The organism is Proteiniphilum sp. X52 (genome assembly GCF_003712195.1).
In the GTDB taxonomy this organism is placed as follows: domain Bacteria; phylum Bacteroidota; class Bacteroidia; order Bacteroidales; family Dysgonomonadaceae; genus Proteiniphilum.
Window position 1 is genome coordinate 169858 of record NZ_RDSD01000002.1, and the last position, 13838, is coordinate 183695.

Annotated in this window: 14 protein-coding genes; 5 read left to right on the plus strand and 9 right to left on the minus strand. The window is 44.4% G+C overall.

Translation table 11 applies throughout. From position 1 onward, the window contains the following. Positions 1-6: 6 nt before the first annotated feature. Together D7D25_RS03095 and D7D25_RS03100 are read right to left on the minus strand one after the other, a co-directional pair. Positions 7-387, minus strand: a complete 381-nt coding sequence (locus D7D25_RS03095; RefSeq protein ID WP_122967500.1) for a VOC family protein — start codon at positions 385-387, stop codon at positions 7-9. 146 nt (positions 388-533) lie between these two features. Next, entirely contained in the window at positions 534-1259 is a 726-nt protein-coding gene (locus D7D25_RS03100) for an MBL fold metallo-hydrolase (RefSeq protein ID WP_122967501.1), read from the minus strand. A gap of 346 nt (positions 1260-1605) precedes the next feature. On the opposite strand from D7D25_RS03100, the gene D7D25_RS03105 reads away from it, so the two are divergent. From D7D25_RS03105 to D7D25_RS03120, 4 genes are all read left to right on the plus strand, one after another. Next, the gene (locus D7D25_RS03105) at positions 1606-2292 is read left to right on the plus strand and encodes an MIP family channel protein (RefSeq protein ID WP_122967502.1); all 687 of its coding nucleotides are present in this window, start codon (positions 1606-1608) and stop codon (positions 2290-2292) included. A gap of 392 nt (positions 2293-2684) precedes the next feature. After that, positions 2685-3542 carry an enoyl-ACP reductase gene (locus D7D25_RS03110; RefSeq protein ID WP_122967503.1) on the plus strand — a complete coding sequence of 286 codons (858 nt, stop codon included), beginning with the start codon at positions 2685-2687 and terminating at the stop codon, positions 3540-3542. 238 nt (positions 3543-3780) lie between these two features. Further along, positions 3781-4389, plus strand: a complete 609-nt coding sequence (locus D7D25_RS03115) for an L-threonylcarbamoyladenylate synthase (protein WP_122967504.1) — start codon at positions 3781-3783, stop codon at positions 4387-4389. A 76-nt stretch (positions 4390-4465) separates the two neighbouring features. Beyond that, positions 4466-6214, plus strand: coding sequence for a S41 family peptidase (locus tag D7D25_RS03120; protein WP_122967505.1), 1749 nt, complete (start codon positions 4466-4468; stop codon positions 6212-6214). A 64-nt stretch (positions 6215-6278) separates the two neighbouring features. Here the strand turns inward: D7D25_RS03120 and D7D25_RS03125 are convergent, their stop codons facing one another. Then, on the minus strand, positions 6279-6641 hold the full coding sequence (locus D7D25_RS03125; protein ID WP_122967506.1) for a hypothetical protein: 363 nt from the start codon (positions 6639-6641) through the stop codon (positions 6279-6281). A gap of 133 nt (positions 6642-6774) precedes the next feature. After that, a complete protein-coding gene (locus D7D25_RS03130) occupies positions 6775-8343 on the minus strand; it encodes a sulfatase (protein WP_122967507.1) in 1569 nt (522 codons plus the stop codon). A gap of 222 nt (positions 8344-8565) precedes the next feature. Between D7D25_RS03130 and D7D25_RS18750 the strand changes: the two genes are divergently transcribed. Continuing rightward, complete coding sequence (locus D7D25_RS18750) at positions 8566-8754, plus strand: helix-turn-helix domain-containing protein (protein ID WP_370453825.1); 189 nt, start codon at positions 8566-8568, stop codon at positions 8752-8754. Positions 8755-8775: 21 nt separating this feature from the next. Here D7D25_RS18750 and dusB read toward each other — a convergent pair whose 3' ends face one another. The 5 genes from dusB to D7D25_RS03165 all read right to left on the minus strand — a co-directional run bounded on the left by dusB (position 8776) and on the right by D7D25_RS03165 (position 13740). Continuing rightward, on the minus strand, positions 8776-9762 hold the full coding sequence (gene dusB, locus D7D25_RS03145) for a tRNA dihydrouridine synthase DusB (RefSeq protein WP_122967510.1): 987 nt from the start codon (positions 9760-9762) through the stop codon (positions 8776-8778). Next, positions 9759-10115 carry an arsenate reductase family protein gene (locus D7D25_RS03150; RefSeq protein WP_122967511.1) on the minus strand — a complete coding sequence of 119 codons (357 nt, stop codon included), beginning with the start codon at positions 10113-10115 and terminating at the stop codon, positions 9759-9761. Before D7D25_RS03150 ends, dusB begins: the two co-directional genes overlap by 4 nt. A gap of 105 nt (positions 10116-10220) precedes the next feature. Beyond that, complete coding sequence (locus D7D25_RS03155; RefSeq protein WP_122967512.1) at positions 10221-10565, minus strand: hypothetical protein; 345 nt, start codon at positions 10563-10565, stop codon at positions 10221-10223. A 113-nt stretch (positions 10566-10678) separates the two neighbouring features. Next, positions 10679-12769, minus strand: coding sequence for an alpha-L-fucosidase (locus D7D25_RS03160; protein WP_255417158.1), 2091 nt, complete (start codon positions 12767-12769; stop codon positions 10679-10681). A gap of 248 nt (positions 12770-13017) precedes the next feature. Continuing rightward, the gene (locus D7D25_RS03165) at positions 13018-13740 is read right to left on the minus strand and encodes a GntR family transcriptional regulator (protein WP_122967601.1); all 723 of its coding nucleotides are present in this window, start codon (positions 13738-13740) and stop codon (positions 13018-13020) included. Between the last annotated feature and the right edge of the window lie 98 nt (positions 13741-13838).

A 13838-nucleotide genomic window follows, 5' to 3' on the forward strand; every position in this document is an offset into this window, starting at 1 on the left:
TACTATTTACTTCTTCAAAGGTAACACTTCTATCCAATATCCGTCGGGGTCAATGATGAAATAAAGTCCCATTTTATCATTTTCGTAACATACACAACCCATTTCCTTATGGAAAGCTCTCGCCGCGTCGTAATCACCTTCCACGCGGAGGCACAGGTGCTGTTCGTTGTCCCCCATGTTGTAAGGCCTGTCCCATTCGCGAAGCCATGTGAGTTCGAGCGTAAATTCCGTCACCCCGTCCCCCAGATAGACCAGTATATAGGATCCGTCTGATGCTTCTTTCCTGCGGACTTCTCTCAGACCCAATGCCTTGCCATAAAATTCGATACTTTTTTGTAGATCGAGCACATTGATATTATAGTGATCGAATCTTGCTTTTATTTCCATATCCTTATTTTTAAACGGGAAGGTGGAAGCGTGGAAAGGAGGAAGGGTTACCTCCTCCTAATTCCAATATCCCAAATCCCGGATTTTTCACTTTGAGTTCATAATTTTCAGTTTATCAAAGTCTTGGTTCGTGGTTCTAAAAATCTTTAGTCAAACGTAAAGGATTGTCCCTTATGCGATAACGGCAGATATTGGCAATCATAGCGGGCAGCAATCTCTCTGAAACAGTTTGCCTTATCATAATTCTCTCCAAAATGCATCGGCAGGAAGAGATCGGTTCTTATGCGTGATACAAATTGTTCCGCACCCCGCATAAAATCTTTTCCCAGGCGCGGATCCACGGGGAACATCGCCAAATAAAGGCGATTGGTCTGCTCTGCCAATAATTCCAGTTCACATAAAAAACAATTCTCATACGAAAGAGCCTCTTCGGTGCCGACCTCTTCACTCCAATGCCAGTTATTCAGATCTCCGGCATGAAAAAATTGCCGGTTATTGTGTTCAATCCAAAAAGATCCACCGGCATCGGTCGATCCAAAGGCCTTTATTGTAAGGTACTGGTCGCGATAAACCTCTTCTTTTTCGAGATAGAGGGCATCCCCTGTGGCCGTTTTTCCGCTCTCCAGCAATTCCCGGGAGAAAACATAGCGGATATTATCTTTCCGTTTTTTCCAGGAAAGAATTTCCGGATTAAAATGATCGCCATGCGAGTGTGAACACAATACATAAAGTTCCTCCTCCTTGTTGAGAAGGTAATCATTCACCCATCTCGTGCCATCCTTGCGGGATGCATCTTTATAATAATCGAATAGTATTGAAAACTTTTCAAATTCAATCAGATAGCAACTGTGATATATATAGGTGATTGTCATAGCTGAAATTCTTATCATTAATAACAACTGTGCGGGTAAATGTTCAATGGGTTTCACATAAAATTTGGTAAAAATAGTAAATCGGGATATTCGCTGAAATAGAAAATAGAGAGGGATTTGTCTTCTGTCTGTGGACCATCAGTTTATCAATTTCCCGGATTCAACCTCTCGGATTCAATTTTTCAGAATCCAATTCCTCCATACCCGCAGTAGAAGTGACTCCTCCCAACCGAAAAAGAAAAAAGTGTGGAGTCAATCCCCAATTTTCTTGGTGATTCGTACATTCATACAAATTATTTTCTTCCTTTGTGAAATAGAGTATGTTTTACTAAAATATCAAAAAATCATGAAGAAGTATTTGGCAGAAATGATCGGTACGATGGTACTGGTCTTGATGGGCTGCGGCGCAGCCGTGTTTGCAGGTGCAGGCCAGCCTTTTGATCCCGTAGGTACGTTAGGTGTGGCGTTTGCATTCGGCCTTTCGGTGGTGGCAATGGCTTACGCCATCGGTAGTATTTCCGGATGTCATATCAATCCGGCCATTACACTGGGGGTATTCCTCTCAGGCAGGATGAGTGGTAAAGATGCCGGTATGTATATGATCTTTCAGGTAATTGGCGCTATTTTAGGTTCTTCCATCCTCTGGTTTCTTGCGAAAGATTCCGGTTCCACTACCACCCTGACAGGTGCCAATGGTTTTGCTGAAGGGCAGATGGCTGTGGCCTTTGTAGCTGAAACGGTGTTCACTTTCATTTTTGTACTGGTTGTGCTGGGCGTGACCGCCAAGAATGGTCTGAATAAATTTGCCGGCCTGGCCATAGGTTTGGCATTGGTGTTGGTACACATTGTCTGCATTCCAATCACGGGAACATCAGTAAATCCTGCCCGCAGCATAGGGCCGGCAATTTTTGAAGGCGGCGCGGCATTGGGTCAACTCTGGCTATTCATTGTTGCCCCGTTACTCGGCGCGGCGATTGCCGCCATTGTCTGGAAAGGAATAACGGTGGAGAACGACGCGGTAAAAGCGGCATAATTGGTACAGCCGAATAAAGAGCTGAATGATAAAAAGGCGAGGGGAAATCATGTCAGGATGATTTTCCCTCGCCTCATTGATTCTTTTCCGCAAATAATCTTCTTCTTATCCGGAATTGGACTTTGACCTGTGCTATTATTTCATTTTTCATTCCATTTTTCCCGAAAAATAAAGCTGGTATAGAACTTATTTCTTTATTGGACGTTTACTTATTGCACAGTTTTTGTAAATTTGCGCAGTTTTTCGAAAACCAATCACAGTAAAACTTAATTATATTAGTCGTTTTTCCGCTATAGTATAGTTCAAACAAAATTTGTTCTTTGCTCAATTAGCTTAATGAAAACGTCCCGGTAAAAAGACTTTTTATCAGGAAGGTGAAAATTGAAAAAATTATGAGTCACAATTTATTAAAAGGAAAAAGAGGCATTATTTTCGGTGCATTGAACGATCAGTCTATCGCCTGGAAGGTAGCCGAAAGAGCGGTTGAAGAAGGTGCCATCATCACGTTATCGAACACTCCGGTAGCAGTCCGCATGGGAGATACGGCCAAGTTGGGAGAAAAACTCAATGCTGAGATCCTTCCGGCAGATGCCACCAATGTGGAAGACCTGGAGATGGTCTTTTCCAAATCGATGGAAATCTTGGGAGGAAAGATCGATTTCGTGCTTCATTCGATCGGCATGTCGCCCAATGTCCGTAAAAAGAGGACGTATGACGACCTCGACTATGATATGCTGTCAAAAACGCTCGATATCTCCGCCATCTCTTTTCACAAGATGCTGCAGGTAGCCCGTAAGTTAGACGCTGTCGAACGGGGTGGATCCATGCTCGCGCTCACCTACGTAGCCGCGCAACGTGTTTTTTATGGTTATAACGACATGGCCGATGCCAAAGCCTTGCTCGAATCCATCACCCGTAGTTTCGGATACATTTATGGCCGCGACAAAGGGGTACGAGTGAATACCATTTCGCAATCGCCCACAATGACCACCGCCGGAAGCGGGGTAAAAGGAATGACCGACCTGATGGACTTCTCCGAACGGATGGCTCCTCTGGGAAATGCCGATGCCGATGATTGCGCTGACTATTGTATCGTAATGTTCTCCGATCTCACACGCAAGGTCACCATGCAGAATCTCTATAACGACGGGGGATTCTCAAGCATGGGTATGAGTCTCCGCGCAATGAAGCAATACAGTAACGGCCTGGATGAAAATCGCGATGAAGATGGGAATGTGATCTACGGATAAATATTCCGGTAAATATGCGCAAAATAGCTTTGATCAGTCTGATTGAAGCTATTTTTATTTACTTTGTGCATGAAATCTCAACATTTTTATCTAAGTTTGCAGAGGAGTCCTTTCAATTCAAAACAGAATCAAAAACAACCAGATAATTATTTAATCTCTTTGATAATAGGATAATAGACAGAATCCTACGAAAAAGAACATAATCAACACAACAGGTCTTATCATTTAGGCAAACAAGATGCTTCTGAAATTATATAATGAAAATCCCAATCCGCGGGAAATTGAAAAAGTGGTCTCGGTACTTCGTGAGGGAGGCATTGTTATCTACCCTACCGATACCCTTTACGGTATGGGGTGTGACGCGCTGAATGTGCGTGCGGTGGAGAAGATATGCGACCTGAAAGGGATCAATCCGCAAAAGAGCAATCTATCGATCATCTGCAACGATTTGAGTGTGATCAGTGAATATGCCAAGGTAACCACTCCCATCTTCAAACTGATGAAACGAAATCTACCCGGCCCGTTCACATTCATCCTGCCCACCACCTCGTCATTGCCCAAGATTTACAAAAACAAGAAAACCGTCGGGATCCGCGTGCCCGACAATAATATTATCCGGGAGATCGTGGCGCAGCTTGGCAACCCGGTGCTGAGCACCTCGGTAAAAGACGAAAATGACGAGATAGAATACACTACCGACCCCGAATTGATCCACGAGAAATGGGGAGAGATCGTCGATATCGTGATCGACGGCGGCTTCGGGGATATTGAACCCTCTACTGTGGTGGACTGCACTTCCGATGAACCGGAGATCAGCCGACAAGGCAAAGGAATGTTAAATTTCTGAGATTTTATAAACGCAATTAAATTCTTTTCTATTTTCGCAGTCTCACATTTTAATATAATTGCGAATAGCCCCAATTATGAAACGATTATTTCTCATTTTTCCACTTATCGCCACATTAATAATTGTGGTCTCATCCTGCGATCCCAAAGAGACTTCTGACAGAGCTCTGGGAGATGTTGTTTCGGCTACTTATGACGCGGCAAGTCATTCGTTTGTAGTAAAATATAGTGAAGGGGGCGAAAAAAGCTACCCGGCTGTAATAGATAATACGGTAGATCCTCCGACGGCAGGTTATGCATTAGATGATAAAACTTATCTCTATGCTGCTGATGCGGCAATTTCCGGAGATGCAACCATTTCAAAAGAGGTGAATATTGTTTCTGAGTTTGTATATGACGGGATGTCCACTTACTATTTCTGGGCAGATGACGTAATAAACAAACAGCCAAAACTTACCGATGTTGATCCGGAAAATTATTTCTATAAGATATTACATTCCACAGATATCCAAAAAGAGTGGTCGTGGATCACAGATGATGTGGAGAGTCTCTTGGACGAATTTTCAGGAGAATCGTTATCCTTTGGATATGCGTTGAACTTTACCATTGTCGGCAATGAGACATATGCTTTTATAAAATACGTGCATGCCAATACACCTGCTGCAAAAGCAGGCTTGCAGCGTCTCGATCTGATCGGCAAGTTGAACGGGCAACCTATCTCAACAGAAGAGCGTAAAGGTAATCTTTATATAAGCTCCAGAGACATCAATTTATTATATGGTAATAATCCTGTCAAATTCACTACTTACAAATTGTCGGGTAACCAAATAGTGCCGGATAAGGAGGTTACGATTACACCTGATAAAAGTCCCAAAGATCCTGTTCTTTATGACAGTATTTACACTATCGGTGGCAAGAAGATCGGTTATCTGTTTTATACCAATTACTACGATAATTATAATTATCGCCTGTATGAGGTCTTCAATAAATTCAAACAGGCCGGCGTTAACGATCTGATACTCGATTTGCGTTATAATACCGGAGGCGCGGTTTCTTCAGCGATCTATCTGGCCTCCTTGTTAGCCCCCCGAGCTGTAGTGGAAAACAAATCTCCTTTTGTGGTAATGGAGTACAATGATCTGTTGAACAGATCATTTGATCAATGGTATAATGAAGCAAAACCGGCAGATAAGTATAAATACGACAGAAAAGATTACTTAGGTACTTACAGCTCTTCCAAGGATAAAAATCCCCTGGATGCAAATCTCGATTTAAGCAGAGTATATATCATCGCGACGGGAGGATCCTATTCAGCTTCAGAGCTCACGCTTTTTTGTCTGGATCCCTATATGGATGTGATTCATATCGGAGACAATACGGGCGGAAAATACACAGCATCGTGGACTATTCACGGATATGACGATGAATTCGGAATACCAGTATATGATGAAACGAAGCTTTCATCCTCCGAAAAAAACAAACTGAAAAACTGGGCTATGCAACCCATCGTAGCCATGTATGCCAACAAGGATAGTAAGAATTTCAGCAATCCCGGGTATTTAATTCCCGATCATACATTAAAAGAAGGATTTGGTTACATCGATTACTGGACTCCTATCGGTGATCCGAAAGATGTATTATTGGGGCAAGCGTTATACCTGATTTCGGGAGATGCAAGCTATCGTCCCGTGGAACCCGTTTCAACAAGAAGTATGCAAGGAATGAAAGATGTCGTTGATTCTCGCAATATCGCCAAACCTGTAATTATGGATAATGTGAAATTGACGGCGGAAGATTTCCAGAAGCTTCGGGAATTAAAGAAATAAAACACTCCGGAGAGGAACAGGACATTACAAAAGAGAGGCCTTTTGAGCCTCTTTTTTTGTTGTATCAATTTGACCATAACGGGCGTTTCCGTATTCTTTCATTCTCAATGGCATCGTATTTGACATACTGATCGCGCTCGAGTATCTTCTGCAGTTCCGCGTCACGTTTTTGCTTTAATTTTTTGATGCGTTTCCGCTTGTTGCAGAGAAAACAGTTTTCGGCTTTGTTAACTTCCAATAAAAAATTCAGTTCCATTTTCCGGAGTTGACCTGCTTGCGCATCATCAAATCCGATCAATTCCTGCATGGAAAAAATTTTCTTTTCCACGCTACTCACCAATACATCCTCAATGATAGAGTGCTGTTGGGCGGAGAGTCCCGTAATTGCCAATAATGACAGTGCGAATACTAAAACCTTTTTCATCATATCATTCCATGTTTTCAGTAAGACTGCTTCTATTCAGATTTGTTTAATCCCGCTGAAATTTTTCCGGATTTTCACTTTGCTATTACCTGCCCGCTCATGGGTATTGACAACCCCTATTCCGCCAAAAGCATCTCTACAAGGGGTATTTTTCCAGCACCGGATCCTCATATTGAATCTGTAAACGCTTCAACTCGGCTTTCAATTCATTCACGATGGATTCATTGCCCGGTTTCCCGTAAAGATTGTCCATCTCCATCGGATCGGTTTGCAGGTCGAACAATTCCCATTCATCGATATCGTCGTAAAAGTGAATTAACTTATAACGCTCGGTCCTTATCCCATAATGACGACGCACAGCATGCTCGCCCGGATATTCGTGATAATGGTAATAAAGCGATTTTCGCCAGCCGGTGGGAGCTTTAGCGCTTTCCAACAAGGGCAGTAACGATGCACCCTGGATGTCCGCCGGAATTTCCACGCCGGCAAGCGCCAGCATAGTGGGGGCAAAGTCGATATTCTGCACCAGTTCCTTTATCTCTCCCCGTTTCTTGAAGCTCGACGGGAGACGCATTACAAGTGGGGTGCTGAATGATTCTTCATACATAAAACGCTTGTCGAACCAACCATGCTCACCCATGTAAAATCCTTGGTCGGAGGTGTAAATGACAACGGTATTTTCCATCATGTCATTTTCTTCCAGATAATTGAGCAGACGGCCGATATTCTCATCAAGCGATCGGATGGTTTTGGCATAATCGCGCATGTAGCGTTGGTATTTCCACTCAACAAGTTCTTCACCTTGCAGGCCGGCGGCAACAAACTCATCGATAATGGGCTGATGGTGCTTGTCCCAAGCCGCTTTTTGCAACGGATCCAAACGGGCATATTCGCCCAGTTCATATGCCTTGGCAAGCCGCGTCTGCACATCGGGATGCAATATTTTAAGATCGTTTGTCAAATCCATATCCTTTTCGATACTCATTTCCTGTTTCGATGCGGCAGCACGTCCTTCGTAATCATCATAAAAATTATCGGGAAGAGCAAATGTCTTATCTTCATAGAGCGCCAAATGCGCGGTGTCGGCCATCCAGTTACGATGCGCCACCTTGTGGTGGAGGAAGAGCGCGAAGGGTTTTTCCTTGTCGCGTTGGTTTTCCAACCAGTTTACTCCCATGTCGGTGATGATATTGGTAACGTAACCTTTGTAATGTACGCGGCCTTCGGGAGTCATAAAATCGGGGTTGTAGTAGCTCCCCTGCCCGGGAAGGATTTCCCAGTGGTCGAAATGAGTGGGATCGCTGTCCAGATGCCACTTTCCGATCATCGCCGTTTGGTATCCGTGTTGCTTGAGAAGCTGCTGGACAGTTTGCTGGTTACCGTCGAACACCGAGTGATTATCTACTTTTCCGTTTTTGTGGCTGTGTTTCCCTGTCAAGAGACAGGCGCGGCTTGGCCCGGACAAGGAGTTGGCCACGTACGCGTTACGGAAAATAACGCCGTTCTCGGCAATGCGGTCGAGATTCGGCGTTTCGATAAAACGATCGTCGTAACAACTCATCATTTGCCGCGTGTGGTCGTCGGTCATGATGTACACAATATTCAACGGTTCGGGCTGTTCAGCTTTCTTCCCGGTTCCACAAGCAGATAGCATGGCTGTACCGACAAGCGGATAGCATAGCGCTGTCAATTTTGAATTACTCATTTTTATTTTTGATTTTTAGCTTAAAAGAACAATTTCACCATCCATTACCAAATGATTACCCTATTATTATCTCGTCCATATACACCGAGGTTTTCCGCCCGGAACGCGCATGATCCGGCGGACACAGACCCGGATTTTTCCCGCCGACGCGAACATAACGAGCCGAAACATTGACTTCTACCTCATTTTCGACGGATATCACAGTCCGGGGTGTAAATAAAAATTCACCATCGCTTTTTTTCACCTCGGTTCGAAAAATCCGCCGCATTGCTCATCGCGCACCCTCACTTGAGCATCGCCGAAATTGCGTCCATGACTGGATTCTCTTCCCAGCGTTATTTCAGCACGAGTTTTAAAGGATGGAAAGGTATCTCTCCAAGCGAATATAGAGAGAAAATGCAATCCGAATAAAAGATCGGATAGGCGCGGAGTTTAATCCACTTGAAATTTCTCCGGGATCTCATCCAGGATAGAAAACAGTTCCGCGAGGGTATTGGCGCGGAGCATAGCGACACGTGTCGCTTTAAAATCGGGAATACCCTTAAAAAGGGGCGTAGCCGCCAGATGCCGGCGCATATGGAGGATTCCCCGTGTCTCGTCGATCCGCTCCACACTTTCAAGCACCTGTTTCTTCAGGATATCCAAGTACCAACGGAAAGGTTCTTTGGGAAGATGCTCACCGGTCTGCAGATAATATTTTAACTCCCTGAATATCCAGGGCGCGCCAATGCTTCCGCGGCCAATCATCACGGCATCCACGCCGGTCTCGTCAAACCGCTGCCGGCATTGTTCTGCCGAAGTCACATCCCCATTCCCAATAATAGGAATATGCATACGGGGGTTATTCTTTACCTCCCGGATCAATGTCCAGTCGGCATCGCCCTTATACATCTGCGAACGGGTACGCCCGTGAATGGTCAGCGCCACGATACCGCAATCCTGTAACTGTTCCGCTAACGGCACAATAATTTTGGAATTGTCATCCCAACCTAAGCGGGTTTTGACCGATACCGGTTTGTTTACCGCCTTGACGACCTTCGCCGTGATATCGAGCATCACATCAGGCGTACGCATCATCCCCGAACCGGCTCCCTTACCGGCTATCTTCTTCACGGGACAACCAAAGTTAATGTCGATAAGGTCAGGATCGGAATCTTCACAGATTTTGGCGGCCTCCACCATCGCTACAGGATCGCTGCCATAAATCTGTATCCCTAAAGGACGCTCCTTTTCACTGAAGAGGATTTTCTTCTTGGTTTTCTTTATATCGCGGATAAGGGCATCACTCGATATAAACTCGGTATAGACCATATCGGCTCCAAACTGCCTGCACAGCAGCCGAAACCCGATATCGCTCACATCCTCCATAGGAGCGAGAAAAACAGGATTCTCCGGGAGTTCTATATCAGCAATCTTCATCCCAGCTTTTCTTTCCACTCTTTTTCATTAAAGCCGACCAGCACAAAGTCGTCGGCCACAATAATGGGACGTTTTACTACCATACCATTCGAGGCCAGAATCCCGAGTAACTCATCACGAGAGGCTGTTTTTACCTTCTCCTTCAAATGCTGCTCCTTGTAAACCAATCCCGACGTATTGAAGAAACGGCTGATAGGCAGACCGCTTTTGTCAATCCACAGCGAAAGTTCCTCGCGTCCAGGACGCTCTTCCACAATGTGCCTTGAGGTCACATCCACATTGTTTTCTTCCAGCCATTTGGCTGCTTTACGGCAAGTGCCGCATCTGGGATATTGTAAAAAAAGAGGTTTCATTCTTTTGTTTATTTAGAACTGGGAATTTAGAACTTAGAACTTAGAACTGGGAACTGGGAACTAAGAACTTAGAAGTTCGGAAGTGGAAAAGTAATCAATGCCCAATTAAGAATTACTAATTACCGGTGGATAACGTGCCACAAATCCCATATCGAAAATCCCAATTATAAAATTTTGAATCTTGAGCTTTGAGTTTTGAATCTTGAGTTCACTCCAAAAAGTCTTTCTTGATGAAAATCCCACCAAAAGACCTATTGATTTCAGCAATTTGCAAACTGCAAAATCGTGTTTTGGGGTTTTTCGGAACAGACTCAATTTTGAATTTTGAGTCCCCTCTGAAAAGTCTTTTTTACCCAAATTCCCCTCAAAACGACCATTGATTTTCAATAATTTGGAAACCTGTGAAATCGGTTTTTGGGGATTCCGGAGCAGACTCACTTTTAAATCCATAAACAAAGATAATCAATAAGATGTAAATAATAAAATACAGCCGCAACGGCGAAAAAGTCTGGTCTCAACAAAACCGTCCATCTTATCCGGAGACACAGGTTGATCGAAACTCTCTAACGGAGGATCAGTTTAATATTGTTCAAACGCATGGGCGAAACACTCGAAGACGAATCGGCAGAGCGGATAGAAATACGGTGATGATCATCACTTCCCAATACGACAGGTGAGAGTTTCTGCGTATATACCGTCCACTCATTCAACGGAGTGATGCCATAAACAAGTTCTTTCTCAAATCCGTTATAATATTTAATTATAAGTTGATTTTGCCCTTTCTTTAGCGGTAAAAGCACGACCTCGTCCTGTCGTTTTATCCGCTCGGGAGAAAAATGAGCTGTGATGTATTCACCATTCAGCAGGATATAAACAGCATTGCCGCTTTCGATCCTCACGGCCGCAGTTTGTTCCCGTGCCGACTCCAATTCCTGCAGGAAAACCACACTTGCACGCGGAAGGATAGGCTCGGCATGGCTCTCACCGTAAAGAAAATCATCGACTGCCACCCAAGGAGAGCCGGCGGCATTTACATCCACCCACGGTATACCCTCTTCTTCCACATTACCGAATACACCTCTGCCGGGTTTTCTGTACAAATTACCCCATTTCACACTGTTCGGGGAAAGTCTGGCCGTTTCGGATGCATCCGCTTCCAACGTGACCGGTTGTTTCCTGCCATCCATCACCAACTCGATTTTCCTTCCTTTCTCATTGTCTGTAAAAGTAATTCTCGGCGAGACGGATGATTTGCGCGAACGAAGTATCCAATCATAACCTATTATACTCTTGTAGCCGGCATAATAGTTAAGGCTGGAATGGCCAAAGAGACAAACAGCATTTCGGAGAGTCAATATCCCGTTAGCGACTACCAAGGGAGGAATAACAGCATAGCCATCGTCAAAGGTGATCTTCAACACGGGCACGGTTTCTCCGGCTGAAACAGCAGAAAGATCGATCTCCAACTGCTCTTCGTTTTGTGAGTAAGGCAACGGATCACCCGATGACAACAGGCTCACTCCGCTTGCTTTACCATTGAAACCGGAGAGTTCGATCTTGCCGGACACCGGCATTCTTTCCACAAAGGCAAACAAATTCCCTTCTTTGGTAGTGACATCACCCCAAGCGAACGGTTGATGAAACGGGTTGGCATGAGCTCCATAGATAGCTTCACCATTGGATATCAACCATTTACCAATCTCATGCAAGACCTCCCGTTCGAACTCTACCACAGAGCCATCCCCTTTCGGCCCGATATTGAGCAGGAAATTTCCTCCCCTGCTGACCACTTTGACAAGGCTTTCTATTTTTTCTCTTACTTTCGGTCGCGCCTCACCCCTTTCCTGCCAGGAACGGTAACCCCAGGTTTCATCGAACATGGAAGCAGCCGTCTGCCAGGGGACACCGATTGGATAATCGGGATATTCATTGTCGGCCATCACCGAGAAATCCACATAATCATTCCCCAGACGGCCACTGATCATACATTCCGGCTGAAGCCGGTTGACCAGTTCATACAATCCCTTACTTTGCTCAGGCGTAAGCGAACCCATATCGAACCAGATTTCGGAGAGAGGCCCGTAATTCGTCATAATCTCCTCTACCTGCTTCAGGTTGAACGCATAATGCTCCGGTGTCAGCGGGTCAGCATTATGACTGGAGATAGGATAAGCCTGGGGGAAGTGCCAGTCGATCAACGAGAAATAGACACCAAACGCAACTCCACCCCGTTCACAGGCTTCGGCCAGCTCTTTCATCAAATCCCGGCCGTAAGGGGTGGCATCCACAATATTGTAACCGGTATGTGCCGAATGATACATACAAAACCCGTCGTGGTGTTTGGATGTGAAGACGATCGATCCCATTCCTGCCTCTTTTGCCAGCGACACAACACTGTCGGGATTCCAATTGACAGGATCAAACCCGTGAGCTCTATTCCCATACCAGTCACTGAAGATCCCCGCGAACGATTGGATCTGTTCACTATAACCCCGCCTGACGGGTTCGCCTTCATATACCCCTCCGTACACGGAGTACAATCCAAAATGAATAAACATGGAGAACTTGCGGTCGAGCCACTCCTGCGACGGTTTTTCCTGTGCGGAAAGTAAGACAGCACAGCAACAAAGAATCAGGCTAATTTTCAGTTTCATTCAATAATCAACTTAAATTTTGGAATTGAGCATCAAGACAATTTAGCACAAAGATAATGATTACAAATCATCTGACCCTTGAATTTAATAAACTGTCCACTGCCCGTTTGTTAGCTCAGTGCTCTTTTACCGCCCTTTTACCGCCCATTAGATAGGATAAGAAGAAATTCAAGGTCGATCGATAAGCTCTCCACAGTGATTTTCGTAATGATATTTCAATATTAAATCCTCAAATTATAATCAATAAGTTATATACTATTGCGGACCGATTCTATTTTGTAGGTAAATGAATCGGCTCGATACCAACCGATATTATACTCTATCGGGAGCCCGTCCGCATCACTTACCGCCCTTTTCCGGATTAATATGGGATCACCGGTTTCGATCTCTAATTTAGAAGCGATAAAGTTATTGGCAGGCGCAGCACTTATTTCCTCTCTTGATGTTTTTACGACAATGTGATAGTCATTTCTTAGAATCTCATAAAGCGGCCTGTTGAAATTTTCCGTTCCATTCAAAGGGATTTCAGGATTGAATTCAGAGACAAAATAGACAAACGGAAAATTGACCTTTCCCCTCAGCCTCTCTATACGCAACACTTTAGTGTTTTCCGGAATTGAGAAAAAGAATCTTGCTTCCTCACTGGGTATCTGCTTGCTTATATGGAGTTCAAAGTTTTCAATTTCTACACCTAAGACTTTCATCTCCTGCGAAAAACTTAACCAATTAGTCGCTTCACTGTAAATATTTTTCTCCGCAACCCTCGTACCTACACCTCTTTTACGAATAAGCAGCCCTTCACTGACGAGCGTATTGATGGCTTGTCGCAAGGTATTTCTGGACATTTCCAATTGTTCAGACAATTCAATCTCGTTAGGAAGCAGTTTTCCGTCCCTGAACTCCTCCTGCTCTATCAATCTCCTGAGATAGAGCTCAGCTTGTTTGTGCAGAGGTAGTTTCTTATAACCCATTTTTTCCGGTAAAGAAATGAAAAATAAAAAAATATTCAAAATAATTTGGTGTTATTTATTTTCTTTTATACATTTGCCCGACTATATGTTCAAACAAA

Coding starts and splice junctions, on each gene's coding strand:
- D7D25_RS03095 (WP_122967500.1), bottom strand. CDS start 387: ATGGAAATAAAAGCAAGATTCGATCACTATAATATCAATGTGCTCGAT.
- D7D25_RS03160 (WP_255417158.1), bottom strand. CDS start 12,769: ATGAAACTGAAAATTAGCCTGATTCTTTGTTGCTGTGCTGTCTTACTT.
- D7D25_RS03125 (WP_122967506.1), bottom strand. CDS start 6,641: ATGATGAAAAAGGTTTTAGTATTCGCACTGTCATTATTGGCAATTACG.
- D7D25_RS03165 (WP_122967601.1), bottom strand. CDS start 13,740: ATGGGTTATAAGAAACTACCTCTGCACAAACAAGCTGAGCTCTATCTC.
- dusB (WP_122967510.1), bottom strand. CDS start 9,762: ATGAAGATTGCTGATATAGAACTCCCGGAGAATCCTGTTTTTCTCGCT.
- D7D25_RS03100 (WP_122967501.1), bottom strand. CDS start 1,259: ATGACAATCACCTATATATATCACAGTTGCTATCTGATTGAATTTGAA.
- D7D25_RS03105 (WP_122967502.1), top strand. CDS start 1,606: ATGAAGAAGTATTTGGCAGAAATGATCGGTACGATGGTACTGGTCTTG.
- D7D25_RS03150 (WP_122967511.1), bottom strand. CDS start 10,115: ATGAAACCTCTTTTTTTACAATATCCCAGATGCGGCACTTGCCGTAAA.
- D7D25_RS03155 (WP_122967512.1), bottom strand. CDS start 10,565: ATGGATTTAAAAGTGAGTCTGCTCCGGAATCCCCAAAAACCGATTTCA.
- D7D25_RS03130 (WP_122967507.1), bottom strand. CDS start 8,343: ATGAGTAATTCAAAATTGACAGCGCTATGCTATCCGCTTGTCGGTACA.
- D7D25_RS03120 (WP_122967505.1), top strand. CDS start 4,466: ATGAAACGATTATTTCTCATTTTTCCACTTATCGCCACATTAATAATT.
- D7D25_RS03115 (WP_122967504.1), top strand. CDS start 3,781: ATGCTTCTGAAATTATATAATGAAAATCCCAATCCGCGGGAAATTGAA.
- D7D25_RS03110 (WP_122967503.1), top strand. CDS start 2,685: ATGAGTCACAATTTATTAAAAGGAAAAAGAGGCATTATTTTCGGTGCA.